Source organism: Hymenobacter montanus (assembly GCF_014699115.1).
GTDB classification, from domain to species: Bacteria; Bacteroidota; Bacteroidia; order Cytophagales; family Hymenobacteraceae; genus Hymenobacter; species Hymenobacter montanus.
This window is the reverse complement of the sequence record NZ_JACXAD010000004.1, coordinates 194692-218292: the sequence shown is the minus strand read 5'-3', so window position 1 is coordinate 218292 and position 23601 is coordinate 194692. Positions and strand designations below refer to the sequence as shown.

Annotated in this window: 13 protein-coding genes and 1 riboswitch; of the genes, 11 read left to right on the top strand and 2 right to left on the bottom strand. The window is 60.0% G+C overall.

Going from position 1 to position 23601, the window contains the following annotated elements:
- Positions 1-126: 126 nt before the first annotated feature.
- On the bottom strand, positions 127-1170 hold the full coding sequence (locus tag IC235_RS05120) for a LacI family DNA-binding transcriptional regulator (protein ID WP_191004089.1): 1044 nt from the start codon (positions 1168-1170) through the stop codon (positions 127-129).
- A 797-nt stretch (positions 1171-1967) separates the two neighbouring features.
- On the opposite strand from IC235_RS05120, the gene IC235_RS05115 reads away from it, so the two are divergent.
- Together IC235_RS05115 and IC235_RS05110 are read left to right on the top strand one after the other, a co-directional pair.
- Positions 1968-5027, top strand: a complete 3060-nt coding sequence (locus IC235_RS05115; protein WP_191004088.1) for a SusC/RagA family TonB-linked outer membrane protein — start codon at positions 1968-1970, stop codon at positions 5025-5027.
- A 20-nt stretch (positions 5028-5047) separates the two neighbouring features.
- Positions 5048-6619, top strand: coding sequence for a RagB/SusD family nutrient uptake outer membrane protein (locus IC235_RS05110; protein ID WP_191004087.1), 1572 nt, complete (start codon positions 5048-5050; stop codon positions 6617-6619).
- Between the two features lie 195 nt (positions 6620-6814).
- Here IC235_RS05110 and IC235_RS05105 read toward each other — a convergent pair whose 3' ends face one another.
- Positions 6815-8866, bottom strand: coding sequence for a M1 family aminopeptidase (locus IC235_RS05105; protein WP_191004086.1), 2052 nt, complete (start codon positions 8864-8866; stop codon positions 6815-6817).
- A 610-nt stretch (positions 8867-9476) separates the two neighbouring features.
- Here IC235_RS05105 and IC235_RS05100 point away from each other — a divergent pair.
- The 9 genes from IC235_RS05100 to IC235_RS05060 all read left to right on the top strand — a co-directional run bounded on the left by IC235_RS05100 (position 9477) and on the right by IC235_RS05060 (position 23364).
- Positions 9477-10481: a sensor histidine kinase gene (locus tag IC235_RS05100; protein ID WP_191004085.1), complete on the top strand. Its 1005-nt coding sequence runs from the start codon at positions 9477-9479 to the stop codon at positions 10479-10481.
- Positions 10466-11170, top strand: coding sequence for a LytR/AlgR family response regulator transcription factor (locus tag IC235_RS05095; RefSeq protein WP_191004084.1), 705 nt, complete (start codon positions 10466-10468; stop codon positions 11168-11170). The genes IC235_RS05100 and IC235_RS05095 overlap by 16 nt, the downstream gene beginning before the upstream one ends.
- Before the next feature lie 224 nt (positions 11171-11394).
- Positions 11395-12510: a DUF5700 domain-containing putative Zn-dependent protease gene (locus IC235_RS05090; protein ID WP_191004083.1), complete on the top strand. Its 1116-nt coding sequence runs from the start codon at positions 11395-11397 to the stop codon at positions 12508-12510.
- A 257-nt stretch (positions 12511-12767) separates the two neighbouring features.
- Positions 12768-12923 (top strand): LytTR family transcriptional regulator DNA-binding domain-containing protein, encoded by a 156-nt coding sequence (locus tag IC235_RS05085; RefSeq protein WP_191004082.1) that lies wholly within the window; start codon positions 12768-12770, stop codon positions 12921-12923.
- A 245-nt stretch (positions 12924-13168) separates the two neighbouring features.
- Positions 13169-14290 carry a DUF5700 domain-containing putative Zn-dependent protease gene (locus IC235_RS05080; RefSeq protein WP_191004081.1) on the top strand — a complete coding sequence of 374 codons (1122 nt, stop codon included), beginning with the start codon at positions 13169-13171 and terminating at the stop codon, positions 14288-14290.
- Positions 14291-14993: 703 nt separating this feature from the next.
- Positions 14994-15087, top strand: a riboswitch (SAM riboswitch).
- A gap of 503 nt (positions 15088-15590) precedes the next feature.
- Positions 15591-18620, top strand: coding sequence for a SusC/RagA family TonB-linked outer membrane protein (locus IC235_RS05075; protein WP_191004080.1), 3030 nt, complete (start codon positions 15591-15593; stop codon positions 18618-18620).
- Between the two features lie 11 nt (positions 18621-18631).
- Complete coding sequence (locus tag IC235_RS05070; protein ID WP_191004079.1) at positions 18632-19987, top strand: RagB/SusD family nutrient uptake outer membrane protein; 1356 nt, start codon at positions 18632-18634, stop codon at positions 19985-19987.
- Between the two features lie 77 nt (positions 19988-20064).
- Positions 20065-22695, top strand: coding sequence for a M14 family zinc carboxypeptidase (locus tag IC235_RS05065; protein ID WP_191004078.1), 2631 nt, complete (start codon positions 20065-20067; stop codon positions 22693-22695).
- A gap of 414 nt (positions 22696-23109) precedes the next feature.
- Positions 23110-23364, top strand: a complete 255-nt coding sequence (locus tag IC235_RS05060; RefSeq protein WP_191004077.1) for a hypothetical protein — start codon at positions 23110-23112, stop codon at positions 23362-23364.
- The last annotated feature ends 237 nt before the right edge of the window (positions 23365-23601 follow it).

Genomic DNA, 23601 nt, shown 5'->3' with positions numbered 1-23601 from the left:
CGCCGGGAAATTAGCAGGCCGGCTACCACTTCACGCGTATTGGGGGTTAACTCATTATATATCAAACACCTGGAGTTGTCGTGCCAATTGCTTCCGGGCGACTGGCCCAATATAGCGAACTTCCACCTAAGCGACCGTAATGGCTGGCGTGCGCTGCGACGATTGCCGAACTTTTACGGCGGCGTTCAGTACCAGGTGGCGGTGCTCCCGGGGCTGGTCGTCGCGCAGCTGTTGGATTTCGCGTAACAACAGCTCGCTGGCCCGGCAGCCAATGTCGTAGCCGGATTGCACAACGGAACTGACCGTGGGCTCCAGCAGCTCGCACACCGTCCAGTTGCTGAAGCCAATTACGGCCATGTCCTCGGGTACCCGCTGGCCAGCTTCCTTCAGGGCCCCGATGGCCCCAATGGCGACCGCGTCGGTAACGGCAAAAATGGCTTCGGGCGGCTCCGGCAGGGCCAGGAACTGCTGGGCGAACGCGTAGCCCTCGGCGTGGGTCACGGCCTGGCACTCGGCTACGTACTCCGGCCGAAATGGCACCCCGTAGTCCGCCAGCGCGGCCCGGTAGCCCGCAAAGCGTTGGCGGCTGTTTTCGGGGTGCACCGGCCCCTTGATGTGGGCCACGCGCGTGTAGCCCTGCTGGAGCAAGTGCGTTACGGCATCGTAGGCCCCCTGAAAGTCATTGGTGACGACGGTGCTGACGTCCAGGCCAAGGCTGATTTTATCGAAGAGCACGATGGGCAGGTCGTATTCCCGCAGGGTGCGCAGGTGGTCCACCGTCACGGTTTCGTTGGAGAGGCACATCAGAAGCCCATCAATGCCGGTGGCTTGCAGCATCTGCGTCACGCGGACTTCTTTTTCGTAGCTCTCGTTGCTCTGGCTCAGCATTACGTGGTAGCCCAGCTGCTCCACTACGTCGACAATGCCGCTGACGATGTCGGAGAAGAAGGGGTGCATAATGTCGGGCACCACCACCCCGATAACTTTATACTCCTGCTGGCGCAGCTTTACGGCCAGTGGGTGCGGAGCATAATTCAGTTGGTCGGCGACGGCCAGCACTGCCTGCTTGGTGCGGCTGCTGATGTCGGGGTAGCCCTTCAGGGCGCGCGACACCGTGGCGGCGGTTATACCAAGGGCTTCCGCGATGTCGCGTAGGGTAGCTCGTTTCATGGGTAGAACAGGAAAGGGAGGGAATGAGGGGTAGGCATAACACGGCATTTCTGCCCGGGCTAAATACCTAACCTTCTACTGCAATTTGGCGAGTGGCCAGCAAACCTGCTTCGCAAGACCAAAAAAGATTAGTCTCCGAAATCGATAACGTTATCGATTTCGGCCCAAATACCGGTCTGGGCGGTCCCCCGATGCCTGGCTTTTTACTAAATATTATCTAATCTTTACCCGCTCAGATTCCTTTCCACCTCTGATCCTTCCCCACTACCATGTCTGATTTTCTACCTATCTCCTTGGATTTTCGGCCGCCCTGCTGAAGCCAACCAGAAGCCTACCCTGGTAGCCCCCGCTCAGGCCCACTTCCAATGCCTTGGAGTGCCTCTGCGGAGGAAACCACCGAGCTGATATTGGTGCTGAACCCACCTCCCAGCGTTGAGTCGGGCTCCTCGTGCTACTAAGTGGTAGCGGCGCAGCTTGGGGCTTTTTGCCTCTCCCCCTCCATTTTCAGCTGATTTGTGCAATGCCTTTGGCAGCACAGACATTCCCTGCTCTTCCTGTAAAACATAGTAAAAATTTGTTATTCACCTACAACGCAGTTAATGGTCAAGATCAACGCGGGTCTTCCACTATTAGGATGCAAAGCTGCTTTAAAATTTCCCCTTGCCTTAGGGACTATTTGGTTGCCGTTTCTCATTGAATAGTACAAAGTACTTTCTTTTGATTATTCCCGAAAACGTTTGCGGCTAGTCTCCTTCAAACACCGTTTTCCACAATTTCTACCACCTAATTTTTTCCTCATGAGTACTAACTGGTACCAACGATGCAAATCGTATCAGCCGACGGCCGCAGTTGGGGCCGGCCCTATCCGGCGGCAGCTACTAATAGCGCTGGCGATGACCATGCTGTTCGCTTTCTTTTTTCCCTCGTTAAGCTGGGCCCAGGATACCCGGTCTATCTCCGGCAGGGTAGTCGATGCCAAGGCGGTCGGCTTGCCGGGGGTGACGGTGCTCGTAGCCGGCACCTCCATTGGGAACAGCACCAATGCCGAGGGGGCCTTCGAGCTGCAAGTGCCCAACTCGGCCACCACGTTAGTCTTCTCGTTCGTGGGCTACGCCCCGCAGCAAGTCGCCATCACGGGTAAGTCTACGCTGGAGGTAGTTCTGCAGGAAGATGTCCAGGGCTTGAGCGAAGTAGTGGTTGTCGGCTATGGCACGGCCCGGAAGAGCGACCTGACCGGGGCCGTGGCGGTTATCGGCGAGAAGGATTTTAACAAGGGCACTTATTCCTCGCCCGACCAGCTCATCCAGGGCCGCGTATCGGGCGTGCAGATCACGAACAGCAGCGGGCAACCGGGCGGCGCGGCGACGGTAAAGATTCGCGGCAGCTCGGCCGTGACTGGTACCGGCCAACCGCTCTACGTCGTGGATGGCGTGCCCCTCGACGGCCGCTCGGCCCGACCGGGCCTGACGACGGACGCGCTGGGCGGCACTCCCGACAGCAACCCTCTTAACTTCCTCAATCCGAATGACATCGAGTCGATAAACGTCCTGAAAGACGCTTCGGCAACGGCCATATACGGCTCGCGGGCAGCCTACGGAGTAGTCATCATCAACACGAAGCGGGGTAAGACGGGCGCTCCTCGGATTGATGTCGGCTTGTCTACCGGGGTGTCGTCCATCATGCGAAAGATGAAATTCCTCGATGCTGGCCAGTACCGGCAGGCCCTGGCCTACTATGGCTTGCCCACAACCAGCGACCAGGGCGCCAGCACCGACGCGCTGGACGCCATTCTGCGGACCGGGGTGCTGCAAAACTATAACGTAGCCATGAGCGGCGGGGGCGAGACGGGCCGCTACCGGCTCTCGCTCGGCTACCTGAACCAGGACGGCATTGTGCGCAAGACGGGGTTTAAAAAGTACAGCGCTAACTTCTCCACCAACCTGGAGTTTCTGGAAAGCAAAAAGCTGGGCGTCGACGTTAACATCGTAGCCAGCCAGTCGCGAGAGGAGCTGGCCGCCATTTCCAACAATGCTGGCTTTCGGGGCAGCCTCATCACCCAGGCCCTGCAGTGGAATCCCACGGCACCGCTGCGTAATCCGGATGGGAGCCTCAATATTACTCGCGGCGGCAACGTCATCAACCCCCTGGCCGCGTCGGAGCTGTACGACGACAACTCCCGGGTAACCACTGCGCTGGCCAGCGTGTCGCCCCATTATAAATTTACCGACTGGCTGGAGCTGCGGGCCCTCTACAGCGTCAACTACAGCACGGGTATTCGCCGCACGGCCATCGGGCAGCAGCTCAACTACTCCGAATACCAGGACCTGGGGTATGCTGCTATCGGCAACAACGAGCTGCTCACTCAGCAAATCACGCCTACCCTAAGCTTTAATAAGCAGATTGCCAGCGACATGAACTTGAATGCCCTGCTGGGCTACGAATACACAATGTTCGAGAACTCGGGCTCAAACGTAAACGCGAAGGGGCCGGCGGGAGGCTTCGGAGCATACGGGCTGAACTACACCAACTACATCCAGTTCTCGAATGTGGCGGGTCGCAATATTTTCTCTTTTATCGATCCTTCTTACCGGCTGCAATCTTTCTTTGGCCGCGCGATTTTCAACTACAAGGAGCGCTACCTGCTGACCGGGACCTTGCGGGCTGATGGCAGCAGCAAGTTTGGCGGCAACAACAAGTACGGTTATTTCCCCTCCATTGCCGCGGCCTGGGATGCTAGCCAGGAAGAGTTCCTGAAGGATAATAAGGCGCTAAACCAACTCAAGTTCCGGGTGGGCTACGGCCGCACCGGCAACCAGGAGTTTCCGGCGGGCTCGGCCCAGGCCCGTTATGCCCTGAACGACAACGGGGCCCTGGTGCAGCTCAACAGCCCCAATCCGAACCTGAAGTGGCAGTCGGACCGCCAGTACAACGCCGGGGTAGACCTGGGCTTTTTCGACAACCGGTTGACGGCTACGGTTGATTACTTCTACAAGACCACAACCGGGCTGCTGTTCCCCAGCACCCCTATTCTGCCGTCGCCGCCGCCCACCAACGGCATTAATGCGGTGGTATGGAGAAACCTGCCCGGTGAGATTGTGAATAAAGGGGTTGAGGTAGCCATTGGCACGACCATCCTGAGCAATGAGCGCGTGACGGTGGGCTTCAACGCCAATGCCACCTTCATCCGTAATAAAGTCTCGGGCCTCCCCTACTCGATTTCCACCGGCGAAATCAATGGCCCGGGCTTGACGGGAGTGCAGGCCGAGGTGATTCAGAATGGCTTACCTCTCAATGCCTTTTTCGTGCAACAGTACCAGGGGCTCAACGAACAGGGGCTCAACATCTTTGCCAATAACGGTGCCTTAGCCTACGCCGGCGACCCGAACCCCAAAACCCTGCTCGGCCTGAGCGCCAACGCCCGCTACGGCAAACTGGCGCTCGTAGCCAACATGACGGGGGTATTCGGCCAGTTAATTTATAACAACACGCTCAACGCAGTAGGTAATATAGGACAGATTGGAGCCGGCCGCAACATTGCGCTGTCGACATTCGAAAACCCGATCAAAGAAGCGACCGGCAACCCGGCCGCCCCATCGACCCGCTGGCTCGAAAAAGGCAATTACCTGAAAATGTCGAACGTGACGCTCTCGTACGCGATTGGCGATTTGGGCACCTTCCTTAAGGGCGCTAACATCTACGCCACGGGGCAGAACTTGTTCGTCATCACCAACTACACGGGCTTCGACCCGGAAGTCAACACCAACAAGACGGTTAACAACGTGCCCTCGGCGGGAATAGACTACGCGGGCTATCCCACGGCGCGCACCTTCACCCTCGGCGTCAATTTTTCTCTGTAAGCTACCTTACTATTTCAACGATGACGAAGAAAAAACGCGTCGGCACGGCGGCCATTCTAGCCCTGTTGCCGCTACTGAACAGCTGCTCTCTCAACGAGGAGTTTAAGGGGAATTTAACCTCCGACCAAGTTGTCGCCGGTAGCCCGGATGCCCTTTTGGTTGGAGTCTACAATACGCTGCGCGACCCCATTCAGGGCTGCCAAAGTGTGTATGCGCTGGAGGAGGTGTCTACCGACGAGGTTATTATGCCTACCCGGGGGCCCGACTGGGACGATAACGGCAAATGGCGGGCGCTGCACCTGCACACCTGGGATGCCAACAACGACCGCGTCCGCGATACGTTCAGTCAATTGAACTACGTGGTGTTTGCGGCCACCGACATCCTGCGGTATAACCCCAGCATTCAGCAGCAGGCCGAAGCGCGCTTCCTGCGGGCCTGGGCCATGTTCTGGGAGCTGGACCTTTACGACCAAGTGCCGTACCGCGACCCCGGCGAAAGCGTGGCCGATCCGTCCCGGGTTCGGAGAGGTACCGAAGCGCTGGCCTACATCATTAGCGAAATCCAGGCGGTGCAGCCAGACTTGCCCGCTGGGCCGGCCGGCAAAGCCAACAAAGACGCGGCCCGTGCCCTGCTGATGAAATGCTACCTCAACAAAGGGGCTTATGCCAACCGTAAAGCGCCAACCTTCGACGCGGCCGACATGAATCAGGTTATCAGGCTAGCCGATGAGTTGATTAATAGCGGCCGGTACACGTTCACCGACAACTACTTCGATAACTTCGCCCCTAACAATACGGCCATCGGCAAGGAGAATATCTTCACCCAGGAGAATAGCTACGGCAATGCCGGGGCCGTTCGGGATTACTGGAAGTTTGTCTTGCATTACAACCTGGTTCCCGTCAACGGCTACAATGGCCCAGCCACCACCCCCGTAACGTACGATAGGTATGAGGCAACCGATAAGCGGCGGGGCAGCGCTTACCGGGCTAACTCGCCCAACGCCACTAACCCGGGCAACCGCACCAACGTGGGCTACTTCGCGGGCCAGCAGTACAGCTTCAAAGACGACGCGCCGCTCCAGGACCGCTCGGGCGCGCCGCTTATTTTTACCAAGGACATCAACATTATCGAAACGGGCCGCGACCTCGAAGTGAAGGGCATCCGTCCGCTGAAATATCCAGTGGACTACGCCAGCGAAGAAAGGGGCGGCAACGGCGGAGCCGATAATGACCACGTGAGCTTCCGCCTGGCCGATGTGTTGCTGATGAAGGCTGAGGCCATTCTACGCGGCGGCACCGCGACTAGCGCCGGTTCTTACGGCAGTACTCCCCTGGATCTGGTCAATGCCATTCGCACCCACCCTTCCCGCGGAGCCAGCGCGCTGACTTCCCTCTCCCTGGATGAGCTGCTCGATGAGCGCGGCCGGGAACTCTACAACGAGGAATGGCGCCGGCAAGACCTGATTCGCTTCGGTAAGTTCCTGCTGCCCCGCGCCAGTAAGCCCCAGAGCGCCGACAAGTACCTGCTCTTCCCCATCCCCCAAACGCAGGTGGACGTTAATCCGAACCTGGCGCAGAACCCGGGGTACTAGCTTAGCTACCAGCCCGATCACCTAAACAGGCCGTTGATTACTGCTAAGTGGCGGTAATCAACGGCCTGTTTATGTATGGCTTACTAGCGTGTGGACTGCTAGGGCGGACAATGAGGGCTGGTAGGGCACCTTAGCCCCGTAAGAGGTTCTTAATAGGTCTCCGGAAAGTAGCCCAGCCCAAAGCCGCGCCCCAAGCTATTCCTTCACGAACCGGGCCAAGCTGGTTTCCCCGGTCAAGTAGGTGAGGCGCAGGTGATACAGGCCCGCTGGAAGAGAACCGGTGGTAAGACGGGGTTGCCCGGTCTCGAGGGATTGGCGACGCACGACCCGGCCCGTGGCGTCGGTGATCTCGGCCAGGGCCCGGGCCCGCAGGTCCGTCACGATCAACCCCTCGTGGCACGGATTCGGATACACGGCCACGCGCGTCGCCCGGGTGGCGGCCGTACTCAGCACCAAGCTGTTGTCGCGCACGACGGTGCCCTCCGCATTCAGCACCCATTGGTCGGGGTCGACGCTGATGCTGGCCACCGTTTTGCCGGCCGGCACGGGCACCGTGTACCCCGACACGGCCTGGGCCTGGCGCAAGCGCACGAGCTGGGTGCTGTTGTCGGTAAAGGTGAGCCGGTAGTCCAGCTCCGTGTCGAAGAAGGGCGTGATGGCCGGCGCGCTGGCCACCTCGGTGGTGCTCAGGTACAGAGCAGGGCCCACTTGGTTCCAGCGCACGTTGAACGTCGGCACGCCTTCGCCGGCATACCACTGGTCGAAGAAGTACTGCAGCGGCCGGCCGGCTTCGGCCTCGAAAATGCGCTGCAAGTCGCGGGTGCGGGCTGTGCGGCCGCTGAACGTGGCCTGGTACGTGCGCAGGGCCCGGAAAAACTTAGCGTCATCGTTGACCAAGTAGCGCAGCATGTGGACTAACGCGGCGCCTTTCTTGTAAGAGAGCCGGGAATCGAATATGCGCCGGGCATCGGTGGTGTCGGCCACCCGCACACTGCCGCCCAGGATAGGGCCGCCGGGCTCACTGGCGCCGTAAATTACGTTGGCGTGGACAAAGTCCATGTACTGCCGCCCCTCAGTCGGGGAGAGCTTGGACACTGCCGACAAGTATTCACCGTAGGTGGCGAAGCCTTCGTTCAACCAGATATCTTCCCAGGACGCGCAGGTGACGTTGTCGCCGAACCACTGGTGCATCAGCTCGTGCGCCGTCAGGGTGAAGGAGAACACCGAGATCGTCGTCATGGTCTGGTGCTCTAGTCCTCCGCCGATGGGCGCCGTGCTGTGGCCGTACTTCTCGCCGGCAAACGGGTAAGGGCCCACCAGGGTGGAGTAGTTTTCCAGAAAGCCGGCCGTGCGGTCAATTTCATCCTTGAAAAAAGCTAGGAAATCGGGGTTGTAGACGTAGTTGACAATCGGAACCTGAGGCCCCCCCGCGGGGTTGGCGTACTGCACGTATTCGGTGTAGGGGGCCACGGCTACCGACACGAGGTAGTAGGCAATGGGCTTGACGCGGTGCTTCCACTCGTAACGACTTTTGCCGCCCGGCAGCGGCGTCACGCGTTGCAGCACTCCGTTCGAGCCCACCTTGTTTACGCTGCTCGTCGTCACCCACACGTCCAGCGAATCGGCCTTGTCGGTCAGCACCTGCTTACAGGGCCACCACTCGTGCGATATAAACGGCTGCGACGCGCTGAAGGTCACGTTATAGGGGAAGCTCGTGCCGCCTATGCTCACCTCGCTGGCCGTTCTGAGCCCATTGCCAATGGTGTTGGAGGTGCCCGTCGGGTCGTAGGGGGAGGTACCATGATAGTAGATAAAGGCATCGAACACGGTGTTGGCCGGCACCGGCTGCGGCAACCGGGCCGTCACGTCGTTGCCGCTCCGGTGCCAGCCCGACGAGCGGCGGCCGTTCAGCACCACCGAGTCGATGGTGATGGTGCTGTACAGCTCGAAGGCCAGCGAGTCGAGCGGTTCGGCCAGGTTCCGCGCGCTCATACGCACGTTGCCCCTCACGTCGCGCGAGTTGTTTTCCAGGGCAATGTCGAGCTTGTAGTATTTTACGTCATAGCGGTCCATTTTCTGGCGGTGGCTCCGGGTGGTGGTAGGGCCGCGCCGGGCCGCCTTTTGGTGGGCTTGGGAGCAGGCGTGGACGCCCTGCGAAAAATCACGGGGCGGTTGCGCGGCCGGGGATTGGGCCTGGGCGCCGACAGCGGTCAGCAGTCCGACCATCGTTACATACAGTTTTTTCATGAAAGGAGCAAAAAAGTTGATAAAACAGTGGTAGACGACAAAAAGGAAGTACTTACTTGAGCACCAGCACCGGGTTGCTGCCCGCACGGCGGCGTCGGGCACAGGCAGCCCACGGGTTTAGTGCGTTAGGACAGGGAGCAGTAGGCTGAGCAGGCTCCGCTGCCTAGTGGTTTAATTAGGCACTTGGAGGCGTGCTTTTGCTTGTTCAGAAAATCAGAAAAGTCGTTTTCAAGCATCAGAGCGTGGACATTGATGACACTTGGTTGTCAGCTTAAGGGCTCGCAGCCGGGTAGCGCCCGGGCGGTCAACCTGCGAAGACTTCACAGAGCCAAGACGACAGACAGCAAAATACCCGCATATTTCTTGCGCATTTCCAGGAAAGCATCCGCAGCCAGAAACCACTGGCTCCCTTATTTCGCCCCGTTGTACGATGGATTTGTAGCGGCCTCTGGATTTGAACTAAGAAGAATGACGAGTGCGGCAAATCCGGGGGTAAGTCAGGCAATAACAGGCATGAAATCGCCAGATGCATCTGGGTTTAGTCCAGTAATGACTTAGCCTTAGTGCTTTGGCAGGTGAACCACTGAGTAATCCTGCCTACTTTGCCGCCATGAAGGCCCCCTCCCTTTCCCCGCTCGCACGCCGCGTCCTGCTGCACCTCGGTTTCTGGCTGGTTCTGTTGGGTTTGGGGGTCTTCAATTCATTGGTGCCTGGCTCTGGCCAGAGCAGGCCGATCAACATTGCGGCTTCTCTCTGGGTGTTGTTCGCCTTTGCCGGCAGCACCTACCTGCATAATTACTTCCTGCTGCCGCGCCTGCTGCGCCGCCGCCGCTACGTGGCCTACTTCGCGGCCGTGGTCGGGCTGATACTGGGCGTGGCGTGGCTCAACGCCACCTTGTTGGTCTGGTGGATCGGCGCTAAGTACATGCTGGCCGCGCGCGCGATCACACTGCTGCTGTTTATGGTCCTCACACTGGGCATCAAGCTCCTGCGCGACGACTCTCAGGTGCGACTCAGAGTCGAGGTTCTCGAACGCACGCAGGCCGAGCAGGAGCTGCAACTGCTCAAGGCGCAGGTCAATCCGCACTTTCTATTCAATACTCTGAACAGCATCTATGCCCTGACCCTGCGCGACACGGGTCGCGCCCCCGACACTATACTCCGGCTAGCCGACCTGATGCGCTACATGGTGGCCACCGCGGCGCAACCCGAGGTGGGGCTGGCCGAGGAATTGACTTACCTCGACAATTACCTGACCCTGGAGCGCATCCGGCTCAACCCCAGCGCCGAGGTCGTGTTTCGGCAGCAGGGCGACGTGACCGACGTGTTTCTGGCACCGATGCTGCTGCTGCCCTTCGTAGAAAACGCTTTCAAACACGGCGTCGAAACCCAGGTGCAAAATATTCGTGTCGAGATTGACGCTTCCTGGCAAGGCAACGAGCTGTTCTTCCAGGTCGTCAACTCCAAGCCCGCTACGCCGCCACCGACCAAGAGCACGCGTACCGGGCTCGCCAACGTGCGTAAGCGCCTGCAGCTGCTCTACCCCGACCGCCATGAACTAACCCTGACGGAAACCGAACACGAATACCGCGTACACCTGTGGCTGAAACTCTGACCCAAATCCTGCTCGTCGACGACGAGCCCCTGGCCCGCGAAGTGCTGGAGCGCTACGTGGGAACACGTCCCGACCTGCGCCTGGCCGGCAGCTGCGCCAACGCCTACGAGGCCCTGGCCGTACTGCGTCAAACGCCGGTGGATATTATGTGCTGCGACATCAAAATGCCCGAAGTGGACGGCTTCGCGCTCATCCGCTCGCTGCCGCAGCCGCCCCGCATCATCCTCACCACGGCCTACGCCGAATACGCCCTGCCCAGCTATGACCTGGGTGTGGTCGACTACCTGCTCAAGCCCATTGCCCTCAACCGGTTCCTTAAAGCCCTGGACCGCGCCCTGCTCGTGCCCCCCGCCGCGCCCATTGCGCCCCCGCCCCGCAGGCCCCTCGACTACCTGTTTTTCAAGGTGGACAAGGCATTTCGCAAGGTGTTCGTACAAGACATCGCGTTCATCGAGGCTTGCGGCAACTACGTGAAAGTGCACATGACCGGTGGCGAAGCCCTGCTCGTACCGGGCAAAATCTCAGCCCTGGCCGCCACGCTCGACGACGCGGGCTTCGTGCGGGTGCACAAGTCGTACCTGGTTGCGCTGGCCAACATCCGGCAGGTGGAGGGCAGCCTGATTCAACTGGGCCGGGCCACCGTTCCGCTGAGCGAATCCTACCGCGCGGCTTTCCTGGCCCGGTTGTAAAGAGCTAAAAATGGACCCCGCCAGGCACCCGCTGACGGCGTAGCGCAAGCGCTTCGCCACCATTGGATGGCAGCCAGAGCCAAGCCGACTCATACTGGTTTTACACCATGTTGTCATGCCATTAGGGGAGGTTGTCATTCCGGTTCAACCTTGGTAATGGGCCGGCAGTATTCAGGCCAACCATCTGAACTGCCATCAGCTCTTCGCTAAACCCTAAACTTTTTATGAAAACTTCAACTATTTTCCGGCTGCTGCTCGCCCCGCTGCTGCTGCTCACCGCTTGCAAAAAAGACGCGGACGTAACCCCTTCCAGCCCCTCCGGCCCCGACCTCCGCGTCGACACCAAGCCGCTCGATTATTACATCAAGATTGCCGAAACCCTTTCGGCGAAGCAGGAACCCTCGCAAGCCGATTGGGACGCCCTTTTGGGAACGTTCATTTACGATTTGGTCATCAAAAGAGGAATCTCGACGCGCGAGGAGCAGCAAGACTATCTGCGGGGGGTTTATAAGGTGCCGGAGACCCTTACGCCGGAGCAGCGGACCTTTCTGGCGTATGGTTTTGAGTACAAAAGCTATCTGCCGGAACTCAAAGCGTATTCGGCGAGCCTGAACGATGGCAGCCTCCGCATCGGCCAGGCGGTCAAGCAGCATCTCTACCCCATGCTCCCCCTCCGGCTGCAGCAGGAGAGCCTGATTCCACCCGTCATGTACACGTACTTCGGGCCAGGGCAAGCCAACGGGTTCGCGGAAGCAGTTATACAGGATGCTTTGCTGGCGTATAAAGTCGACAGCTATGCCCGGACCAGAGGCACCCTGACGGCGCACGAAGCCTTCCACTCGGTGACCGGGGTGGCGCAGAAGAGGCGCTTCAAGCAACTGCCCGATACTGATGCCCGGGTCATTCTGAGAGAGGCGCTTACGAGCATCGGCCAGGAAGGCATGGCAGACCAGATTGACAAAGAAATTCTCACCAGCCCCGATTCACGGGTTGCCGGCTTGGTTCCGCGCTACGATGATAACTTGTCTAAAGCCAATATCAGGGCCCTCAATGCGGAGCTGGAGCGGTTGAGCACCGACGAGACTATCAGCGACCCGAACCAATTCAAAAGAGCCGTGCTAGACGCCGCGGGACATCAGCCGGGGCAGTACATGGGCAAAGCCATCAAACAGGCTAACCTGCTGGGTGAGGTTGTGGCCGACGTGGATAATCCATTCCAGTTTTTCTACAGCTACAATAAGGCGGCGACTCAGTTGTCGGGAGATTACCCGGTGTTCTCAACCACGGCCATCAACTACCTAAAGCAGGTGGAGGGTCAGGTGATCAACCCGCGGCCCTAACCCTAACCCTAACCCTAAACCGAGGGGCTCCGGCTGGGAGCTCTGCGACGAGGAGTTACAGCAAGACCCGATTCGGGTCGATAAGTTTCCGCTACCCTACGTCGGTACGCCCCGGAGCGACGACAGGTCCCAGCCTTTCCGCGAATACAAGAGGATGTTACCCCGAACGCGCGGAACCTAGGGTAGTCGTTCCACCACCAGCCCAAAGCGCATAAGCAGGCCGTTGACTACAATAATCAACGGCCTGCTTATGTGCTTTGGGCTATCTTTTACTAGCCTGTGGACCGGCTAGGGCAGCTGGCGAAACGCTGCTCGTGCCGGGCAAAATCTCAGCCCTGGCCGCCACGCTCGACGACGCGGGCTTCGTGCGGGTGCACAAGTCGTACCTGGTTGCGCTGGCCAACATCCGGTAAGTGGAGGGCAGCCTGATTCAACTGGGCCGGACCACCGTTCCGCTGAGCGAATCCTACCGCGCGGCTTTCCTAGCCCGCTTATGGGGGGCTAAAAATGGACCCAGGCCGACTCATACTGGTTTTGCACCAGGTTGTCATGCGATTGGGGAAGGTTGTCATTCTGATTCAACTCTTGCGGCGGGCCGGCAGTATTCAAGCCAACCATCTGAGCTGCCAGCAGCTCCTCGCTAAACCCTAAACTTTTTATGAAAACTTCAACTATTTTCCGGCTGCTGCTCGCCCCGCTGCTGCTGCTCACCGCTTGCAAAAAAGACGCGGACGTAACCCCTTCCGGCCCCTCCGGCCCCGACCTCCGCGTCGACACCAAGCCGCTCGATTATTACATCAAGATTGCCGAAACCCTTTCGGCCAAGCAGGAGCCCCCGCAAGCCGATTGGGATGCCTTGTTGGGTACGTATATTTACGATTTGCTCATCAAAAGGGGAATCTCGACGGCTCAGGAGCAGCAAGACTACATGCGGGGGACTTACAAGGTGCCGGAGATCCTTACGCCGGAGCAACGGGCATTTCTCGCCTACCAGTTTGAGTATAAAAGCAATCTGCCGCAGCTCAAAGCATATTCAGCGAGCCTGAACGATGGCAGCCTCCGCATCGGCCAGGCGGTGAAGCAGCATCTCTACCCCATGCTCCCCCCCCGGCTGCAGCAGGAGAGCCTGATTCCACCTATCACGTACTCGTATTTTGGGCAGGGGCAAGCCAACGGGTTCGCAGACATAGTTATACAGGATGCCTTGCTGGCGTATAAAATCGACAGCTACGCCCGAGGCAAGGGCACCCTGACGGCACACGAAGCCTTTCACTCGGTGACCGGGGTGGCGCTGCAAAAGCGCCTCAAGCTGCAACTACCCGATACCGATGCCCGGGTCATTCTGAAAGACGCGCTTAGAGGCATCTCTGGTGAAGGCCTTGCGGACCTGATTGACAAAGAAATTCTCGGCAGCCCGGATTCACCGGTTGCCAGCTTGGTTCCCCGCTACGACGACGAGAACTTGTCCAAAAACTATATTAGGGCCCTGAACGCGGAGCTGGAGCGGTTAAGTACTCAAGAAGTTATCAGCAACGCGACCCAGTTCCGGGAAACCGTGCTAACCGATGCGGGGCATCAGCCGGGCAAATACATGGGCAAAGCCATCAAGCAGGCCAACCTGCTGGGGGAGATCGTGCCCGACGTGGAGAATCCATTCCAGTTTTTCTACAGCTACAATAAGGCGGCGACTCAGTTGTCGGGAGATTACCCGGTGTTTTCAACCACGGCTATCAACTACTTGAAGCGGGTGGAGAGTCAGCTGATCAACCCGCGGCCCTAAACCGAAGGCTCCGAATAGCCGGGGCTACCGGATGAAAGTTGAGGTTCTTCTACGCGGCGGCAACGCGACCACACCGGCCCTTACTGCCGCCTCACGCAACGAGTCATAGCGGCAAGACCGGATTCAATTTGTAGTTTCCGCTGCCCTGCGGAAATAGACCCCAGACGGCCGGAACCATCTATCTTCTAGCCCCCGTCGGTGGAGATTACTCCGCACCTTTCGCGGAATCCAAGGTACTAGGTCCGAACCCACCAGAAGCAGGCCGTTGATTATTGCCAGTTGGCAGTAATCAACGGCCTGTTGGCATATCCGGGTCTGGGCCCGCTTTGCCGTGCCAGTGGGGGCGCCGCTGGGGCCGTAGTCGGCGAACAAGGTCACGGCCACAAGTAGCGCGTGCAGAACGAATTTACTAAGCCTGGGGCGTACGTATCCGGGGCTGCCTCCCACCTTTTTATCGGCATTCCTTCGGGTTAACCGAAACAAAATGAGCCTGTACTTTTCGCCCGTTCTTACGGCCAAAGACGTGCGTTTTGGGGAAGAATACCTTTAATCCGGGCCTGCGGGACGGATTTCATTCCATCTGCCACGAGCGGGGCACCGGGTACTCCGCCGCTGATAGCAACAAAATTCGGAGATTGAATTAGGTTTTTTTAAAAATGCCGCTTTACATTTGCGGCATCAATTCCTTCTGACCAAAGGATTGTTTTTATACAGAGGCGTGGAGAGACAGGCTCGACGAAACGCCGGCAACCACCCAGCCCCGGCTGGCACGGTGCCAAGTCCTGACCATATAAAAACAAACGCTATGGACTTTTCGCGTCCTCTCTCCGTTTTCTCGCCCGCCCCGTTTGCCATTAGCCACGGGGGTTGTTGTACGCCGCGTGCTGCCGTCTGTATGCGGCGGGCCGGTCGGGGTTGTTAAGCTAGGTCAGCTTATCCTTTCCTTACCGGCCTATTGGCAACCGGGGCTGAGTAACTCTTAACCCAGCCTTGCCGGGCGGACTTACCCAGTTCGGGCAGTGGCCTCCCGGCAGCCAGCTCGTATCCGCCTCTGGCGGCGAACGCGGGCCTTGCTTCACATTTCGGGCAATTCCGGGGCTTCGGGCCGGGCGTCGTGGTGCACCAACGGCGGCCCGACCGGGCGGCGGAACACTGCGAGCGGCTGCCCCTTCCTTCTGCGCACGAGGTACGAGGTGGGTGGCGATAAAGCGCCCTTTTCCCTTCTGGGTCTTCGCCAATAGCTGCCCGGCCGCTCCGCGCCGGGGGCGCACGGGCCCTTCATTTCCAATTGTTTATTCTGATGAAAACAAGTACGCTTCGGCGCGCCCTCTTGTTCCTGCTTTGGGGCGGCGCCATCACGGCCAGTCCGGCCCAGTCGAATACCGGGCCGCTGGTCAGCGGCACCGTGACGGACGCGGCCAGCCACACGCCTTTGCCCGGCGTGACGGTAATCGTCAAGGGCAGCAGTGCCGGCACGACCACCGATGCCAACGGTCATTTCTCGCTTGCGGCCCCCACTGAGGGAGCCCTGGAGTTCAGCTACGTGGGTTACGCGAAGCAGGAAGTGCTGGCGGCCGGCAGCCCGCTGGCCGTCGCCCTCCGGCCCGATTTGCAGCAGCTCTCCGAAGTAGTGGTGACGGGCTACAGTGAGCAAAACCGCAAAACGCTGACCAGCGCCATTAGCTCGGTGCGGGGCGAGACCTTGCAAAACATTCCGGCCGCCAGCCCCGACCAACTGTTGCAGGGCCACGCGCCCGGCGTGCAGGTATCGGCCAATTCGGGCGTGCCGGGCGGTGGCATCTTCATTCGCATTCGGGGCAGCAATTCGGTAAATGCCAGCAACGACCCGCTCTACGTGGTCGATGGCGTGTTCATTAACAACACCAACTTGATTGCCACTGGCTTAGGCAACCAGGTTTCGGCTAACCCCCTCGCCGACTTGAACCCGCAGGATATCGAAAGCCTCGAGATCCTGAAAGATGCCAATGCCACGGCCATTTACGGCTCGCGCGGGGCCAATGGAGTGGTGCTCATCACGACCAAACGAGGCAAGGCGGGCGATAAAACCCGCCTCACCTTCAACACCTACCACGCGTGGTCGAAGGCGCCTAAGCAATACCAGCTGGCGAGCGGGCCCGAACTGGCCACCCTGGAAAATGAGCGGTTTATTAATGATGGGGGCGATCCCACGCTGCGGCCCTACCGTCCGGTGGCAGCGGGCGGGCGGGGCCGGCCCGAAGAGCAACCGACCTACGACCGCCTACAGGACGTGTTTCGCACGGCCGCAACTCAGAGCTACGAGTTGTCGGCCGCCGGGGGCTCGGCCAAAACCCAGTTTTACATCGGGGCCGGCTACTTCAGGCAGGAATCCATCGCCCGGCCCAGCGCCTTCGACCGGTTCAGCCTACGGGTGAACCTGGACAATTCCGTGACCGAGCAGTTGCGCATCGGCACGAGCACCGCGCTGGCCCGCACCCGCCGCAACGTGAGCAGCAACGACAATAACCCGGTGGGCGTCATCAACTCGGCTCTGTTTCCGCGCACCAACCTGCCGGTGTTTAACCCCGATGGTACCTACGCCAAGTACGGTTCCTTCGACAACCACCTGGCACTCATCAATAACCTAAACAATGATGCGGTGGGGACACGCGTCATCTCGAACGTGTACGTCGACTATAAGCTCCTTAAGGGGCTAACCCTGCGCAGCAGCTGGAGCATCGACTTCAACGACATGTACGAGAACAACTTCAATAACACGCTGATTCTGGCCGGGCAGCCGCGCGGCACCGCTAATTCGTTTCTGGCGCGCGACATCACCCTGCTGAATGAGCAGACGCTCAATTACAGCATCGATTTCGATGAAAACCACTCCCTCCAGGCCCTTATCGGCAATACCCTGCAGCGCAACACCCTCCAGCGCACCAGCCTGGCGGGGCAGCAATTCCCCGGTAACGACCTAACGACCATTGCCTCGGCGGCGACGCAGACGGGCTCGTCGTCGCGCTCCGAGGCCGGGCTGGTGTCGTTCTTCGGCAAGGCAACGTACTCGTTCCGGCAGCGCTACACGGCCGACGTGAGCGTGCGGGCCGATGCCTCTTCGCGTTTTGGGCGCGCGAACCGCTGGGGCTACTTCCCGGCCGTGGGCCTGGGCTGGCGGCTGGGCGAGGAGAACTTCGTGAAAGACCTCAACATCTTTCAAGAGTTGAAGCTGCGGGGCAGCCTTGGTAAAACCGGCAACCAAGCCGGCATCAGCGACTTCGCGGCGCTGGGCCTGGTGCAGGGCGGCGCCAACTACCTCGACCTGCCCGGCACCGCCCCACTGCAACTGGCCAATCCTAACCTGAGTTGGGAATCGACGCGCCAGTGGAACGTGGGCCTGGATGCCGCCGTGCTGCATAGCCGCCTGCTACTAGAGCTCAACTACTACGACAAGTACACCTCGGGCCTGCTGCTGAACGTGCCCGTACCGCGCAAAACGGGCTTCGCCTCAGTAGTAGAAAACTACGGCGCGGTAAGCAACCGAGGCGTGGAAGTGCAACTCACGGCTACCTGGCTGAAATCAGCCGCCGTGCAGTGGAGTACTACCTTCAACGTGGCCCGCAACGTGAACCGAATTGAGAAGCTGGCCGCGCCCATCACGACCGGCTCGCGCGACATTTTCCGGCTGCAGGAAGGGGCCCCACTCTACTCGTTCTGGCTGTACCACCAAACGGGCGTGAACCCCGAAACCGGCGACGCCCAGTACCAGGACGTGAACGGCGACGGGCAGCTGACGGTGGCCGACCGCCAGTTGGTGGGCAACGCCTGGCCCAACTACTTCGGCGGTGTCAGCAACTCGTTCGCCTACAAAGGCTTCGACCTCGGCTTCACGCTCAACTTCGAACAGGGCGCGAAAATCATGAACATGAATCGCTTCTTCCTGGTGCATGGCGGTACGCAGAGCAATATCGGCTACCTGGCCGAGCAACTGAACCGCTGGCAGCGCCCCGGCGACGTAACCGACATTCCCCGCCTAACCACCAACCCAGCCAGCAACAACTACGGCGGCGTGGTGCAGAACCTGAGCGACCGCTACCTGGAAGATGGCTCCTTCCTGCGGGTGCGCACGCTGTCGCTGGGCTACACCGTGCCCACCGCGGTCGCGGCCCAGGCCCACCTCAGCTCCCTGCGCGTGTATGTGCAAGCGGCTAATCTTTTCACCATCACGCCCTACTCCGGCCTCGACCCGGAAGTAAACTCCCAGAGCGGCGTGGCCAACACCAAAAACTTCGACTGGGCCACGGTGCCCCAGCCCCGCACTTTCCAGGTGGGGGCCACGGTCGGATTCTAATTTTTACTGACATGAAACAGATCTTATTCCGCCTCTTTTTTGCCGGCCAAGCGGCCGCCGTAGTCCTGGGTTCTTCGGCGTGCAATAAGCTACTGGACCCCACCCCCGTGCAACAGCTGCCCGCCGACGAGGCCATTACGGACGCCGGCAGTGCCCGTTCCGCTACCATTGGCGTGTACGACCGGGTGCAGGCCTACTACCAGCTCAACTGGCCGGTACTAGGCTTCTTGCCGGGCGAGAACGTGCGCTTTAACGGCACGCTAAACCAATTCCTGCAAATCGACCAGAACCAGCTCAGTGCCGACAACGTGCTGATTACCGAAGCCTGGACCCAGCTGTACCAGGCCGTGAACGGGGCCAACAACGTCGTTGCCGCCCTGCCGGGCCTTAGTGACCCCCTGCTGCCGGCCGCGGAGAAAAACCAGCTGCTCGGTGAGGCATACTTTCTGCGGGCCCTGGCCTACTTCGACCTAGGCCGCGGCTGGGGTGGCGTGCCGCTGGTGCTCACGCCCACCCGCACCAAGGAAAATGGCCAGGGCCTGCGCCGCAGCACCCTCGCCAAAACCTACGACCAGGTGCTGGCCGATCTGACCCAAGCGGAGAGCCTGTTGCCCGACATCGCCACCCGCAACCGCGCCGTGAAAGCCTCGGCCCGGGCCCTGCGCGCCCGCCTGCACCTCTACCGCCAGCAGTGGGCCGACGCCGAAACCTACGCTAGCCAGCTCATCAGCAGCCCGAATTACAGCTTGGTGAGCCCCTACCGCGCTTTTTCCACGGCGCCCTTTCTCAGTCGGGAGTCCATTTTCGAGCTGACCTTCAGCAACGCCGACGCCAACCTAATGTGGAACAACTGGTTTCCCAGCGCCCTGGGGGGCCAGTTTAACTTCCAGCCGGTGCCCGCGGCCATTGCCCTGCTGAACGACCCAGCCGTGGGCGGCAACCGCGCCGCCCTGCTGGCCAGCACCGTCATTGGCGGCGCTAATGTCACCTATGGCAACCTCTACAGCCGCTCGGCGCAGCGCGACGACCCCAGCTACGTGCTGCGTCTCGCTGAGCAGTACCTCATCCGCGCCGAGGCCCGCGCCCGCCTCGGCAACCTCACGGGCGCCCTGGCCGACCTGAACGTCGTGCGGGGCCGCGCCGGGGTCCCGGCCAGCACCGCGGCCACGGCAGCCGACCTGCTGCTGGCCATCGAGAACGAGCGGCGGGTAGAATTCGCCTTCGAAGCCGACCGCTGGTTCGACCTCGTGCGCACGGGCCGCGCCGGTACAGTACTAGGTGTTACGGACCAGCGCCGCTGGGTCTTTCCCATTCCCTTCAACGACTTAGTAGCCGACCCCGGCCTAGAGCAGAACCCCGGATATTAGGTGGTTTCGGGACCGCACCGCTGGCAGGCACCTCCTCCCGGCTGGTCCTCACACATTCTTTTTGATTTCAGACCTCCATGTTGAAAACGTCTATTTCCGCCGCCCTGCTCACGCTAGCCCTTGCTCTAGCCACCCCGGTTGGCGCGCAAAACCGCTATTTCTTCCCCGCCGCCCCGGCTGGCAGCTTCGACCCGGCCGTGCCCACGCCGGAGCAATTTCTGGGCTATCCTATCGGCTCGCACTACACCCGCTCCGACCAGATCGTGGCTTATCTGCGCGAGCTGGATCGCGTGTCGGACAAGGTAAGCCTGCGGGTGCTGGGCACTACGTTCGAGGAACGGCCCCAGGTGGTAGCCACCATCACGGCGGCCTCGAACCAGCAAAAGCTGGCGACGCTGCAACAGGAACGCCGGGCGCTGGTCGACCCCAAGCGGCCCGCGCCCGACTACCGCCAACTGCCCGTGGTGGTGAGCCTCAACTTCGGGGTACACGGCAACGAAAGCTCGTCGTCGGAAGCGGCCCTGCTGCTGGCCTACTACCTCACGGCCTCGACTAGCCCCGAAACGACGCAGTGGCTGGAACAAGCCGTGGTGACCATCGACCCCCTGGAAAACCCCGATGGCCGCGACCGGGCCTCGCACTGGTTCGACCAGAACAAGTCGTGGCCCAACGTAACCGACCCGCTCGACCGGGAGCACACCGAAGCCTGGCCCGGGGGCCGCACCAACCACTTCTACACCGACCTCAACCGCGACTGGCTGGCCCTAACCCAGCCCGAAAGCCGGGCCCGCATGGCCTTCTTCCACGAGTGGTACCCTAACGTGATGATAGACTTCCACGAGATGGGGACCAACGGCACGTACTACTTTGAGCCTTCCAAGCCCCACAGCACCGAGAACGACCTTATTCCCCGTGCCACCTACGAGGTATTGAACGTACACTTAGCCAAGTACTTTGCCAAGTCGCTTGACCACCTCGGTACGCTGTACTGGACCAAGGAACAGTTCGACAACCTCTCGCCCATCTACGGCTCCACTTACCCTGATTTCCAGGGGGGCGTGGGCGTTACATTTGAAGTGGGCAGCTCGCGCGGGTTGGCCCAGGAGAGCAGCAACGGCGTGGTCACTTTCCCCTTCACCATCCGTAACCACGTGGCCACGGGCCTGGCTACCGTCCGCGGCGCGGTTGAGGAAAAAGAGCTGTACCTACGCCACCAGCGCGAGTTCTTCACTTCAGCACTCACCGCCGCCCAGAAGTTTCCGACCAAGGCCTACGTCTTCGGCAACGCCCAGGACCCGACCTTGACCAACAAGTTTCTTGCCCTGCTGCTCCAACACCAGATTGAGGTGCACGAGCTGGCCCAAACGGTGACCCTCGATAAGCAAACCTTTGTGCGAGGCCAAGCTTACGTGGTGCCCACGGCTCAGCCGCAGTATCGCATCATCAACTCCCTGTTTGAAGAGCTGACCACTTTCCACGACAGCGTATTTTACGACGTCACGGGATGGAGCCAGGCCCACGCCTACGGCTTGCCAGTGAGCAAGCAAAAGGGCACCCAGCTAGTGCAAGGTCCCGCTGTGCGGACGCCAAAACTTCTGGATGGCACTGTGCGCGGCGGGTCGAGCAGCTACGCCTACCTCCTGCCCTGGTCCGACTACAACGCTGCCAAAGCCTTGGTGGCCTTGCAGCGGGCCGGCGTGGTAGCGAAGGTTAGCTTCAAACCGTTCAGCGCCGGCTCGCCCACCCAGCCCACCGATTTTGACTACGGCACGCTGGTTATTCCCGTGGCGGCCCAGAAGCTCCCACCCGATTCGGTATTTCAAGTGGTGAGCCGGGTGAGCCGCCAAGCGCAGGTGGCGTTTACGAGCGTGACGACCGGCTTCAGCGTGGGCGGCATCGACTTGGGCTCGAACAACGTACGCACGGTGCCGGAAGCCAAAGCAGCTATTCTGGTGGGCACCGGCACGAACTCTTCGGAGGTGGGCGAAGCCTGGTTCCTGGCCAGCCAGCAACTGGGCTTGCCCCTAAGTAAGATTGAAGTGAGTAATTTCGGACGGGCCCCGCTGGACCGCTACACCAGCCTCGTGCTGGTGGGCGGCACCTACGCCGCCCTGGACCGAACTGCCGTGGACCGGCTACGCCGCTGGGTGCAGGAGGGCGGCACGCTCATCACCCTCAAAAGTGCGTCGGAGTGGGCCATCCGGCAGGGCATCGTGAAGGAGAAGCTGCTGGTGCCCGCCAACGGCGGCTGGGCCGATACTACAACAGTCAAAGGCAAGCCCGCCCGCCGCAGCGACTTCGTGACTCAGGAACAGGAAGGCAGCCGCGCTATTGCCGGCTCCATCTATTCGGCGGATGTTGACATCACTAACCCCATTGCTTTTGGGCTCACCAACCGACGGCTCTACGTGTTTCGCAACGGCACCACGTTTCTGCGGCCCAGCCGCAACCCCTACGCTACCGTGGCCCAGTACACCGCTAAACCACTGGTGAGCGGTTACGTATCGACGGCCAATCTGCACCAAATCGGCAATTCCGCGGCCGTAGTCGTCAGCAAGGTTGGAGCGGGGCGCGTGGTCCTGTTCGCTGACGACCCCAATTTCCGCCACTACTGGCACGGCACTTCGCGCCTGTTCACTAACGCTCTGTTGCTGGGCCCGCTACTGAACTTGCCCGAAGGCCCCGCCGCTATTTCGTCCGAGGAATAATAACCGCTTCCGCATTAGGCCGCGACTCCTACATCTTCTGCGTAACCCTTTCCCTTAGCTAAACGCCATGAATAAGAGCTTCGACAAAGTTCTTGCCGCACACGAGCCGGATTAGTCCGATTACGAGGGCAAATACAACCTGATATTGCCACCCGCTACTTCGCCATGTTACCTTACATGAACCCCCATTTGCAACGCGGGCAGCCGGGCTAGGGCTAAGTTCTTGGTGACAGATTATCCACCACTGCCAATCTGCTTACCCACCGGATAGCGTACTTAACAAAATACGCCATGTCAACCGGCCGGGATAATGCGTTGTCAAATGGTCACCGATGAGCCGCAGCCTTTAGGCTTCCAACAGTAAAAGCCTTGCCCGCTGTGAGGCTAGGCAGTGTTCATCCCATCCTGAAAGTTATGATGTTTGCTATATTATTCCTGCTGCTGGCCCTGTTCCTGGCTGGTTATCGAGATGGGGTTTGGACCAAGTATACTCCCCAAGACGTAGCCCGCTGGCAGGTGGAAGCTGCCGCACAGTCCCCTAATATCCACCAGTCCCCGACGGCTAACCACGCGGCCCAGTTGCCATCAAACCCAGTCGCTCCCCCAGTTGGCGTAGCTCTGGAAACGGAGGGGAAGCCGCTAACAAGAGTAGAGCTGGAAGCTGCTTAGCACGTCAATAGGCTATCAACAACTGCTTCTGGGAAGCCCTTGAAAAGCACTATGAGTTATGCCAGTATGATATCAGCTTTAAAAAGCAAAATGGCCAAAGATTCGGTGAAGGCGGCTCTGCCCAAACAGTAGAGTACTGCTTTCGGCAGTACTCTAATGCTTGAAAGGTCTTGCCCCGTATAACGCAGCCGCGGGTGTGCTGACGTCGGCCAACAACCGTATGCCAGCGGCGGCGCT

What these genes read in the sequence shown, in the direction of transcription:
- IC235_RS05120 (WP_191004089.1), bottom strand. Translation starts at nt 1,170, where the DNA reads ATGAAACGAGCTACCCTACGCGACATCGCGGAAGCCCTTGGTATAACC.
- IC235_RS05115 (WP_191004088.1), top strand. Translation starts at nt 1,968, where the DNA reads ATGAGTACTAACTGGTACCAACGATGCAAATCGTATCAGCCGACGGCC.
- IC235_RS05110 (WP_191004087.1), top strand. Translation starts at nt 5,048, where the DNA reads ATGACGAAGAAAAAACGCGTCGGCACGGCGGCCATTCTAGCCCTGTTG.
- IC235_RS05105 (WP_191004086.1), bottom strand. Translation starts at nt 8,866, where the DNA reads ATGAAAAAACTGTATGTAACGATGGTCGGACTGCTGACCGCTGTCGGC.
- IC235_RS05100 (WP_191004085.1), top strand. Translation starts at nt 9,477, where the DNA reads ATGAAGGCCCCCTCCCTTTCCCCGCTCGCACGCCGCGTCCTGCTGCAC.
- IC235_RS05090 (WP_191004083.1), top strand. Translation starts at nt 11,395, where the DNA reads ATGAAAACTTCAACTATTTTCCGGCTGCTGCTCGCCCCGCTGCTGCTG.
- IC235_RS05080 (WP_191004081.1), top strand. Translation starts at nt 13,169, where the DNA reads ATGAAAACTTCAACTATTTTCCGGCTGCTGCTCGCCCCGCTGCTGCTG.
- IC235_RS05075 (WP_191004080.1), top strand. Translation starts at nt 15,591, where the DNA reads ATGAAAACAAGTACGCTTCGGCGCGCCCTCTTGTTCCTGCTTTGGGGC.
- IC235_RS05070 (WP_191004079.1), top strand. Translation starts at nt 18,632, where the DNA reads ATGAAACAGATCTTATTCCGCCTCTTTTTTGCCGGCCAAGCGGCCGCC.
- IC235_RS05065 (WP_191004078.1), top strand. Translation starts at nt 20,065, where the DNA reads ATGTTGAAAACGTCTATTTCCGCCGCCCTGCTCACGCTAGCCCTTGCT.
- IC235_RS05060 (WP_191004077.1), top strand. Translation starts at nt 23,110, where the DNA reads ATGATGTTTGCTATATTATTCCTGCTGCTGGCCCTGTTCCTGGCTGGT.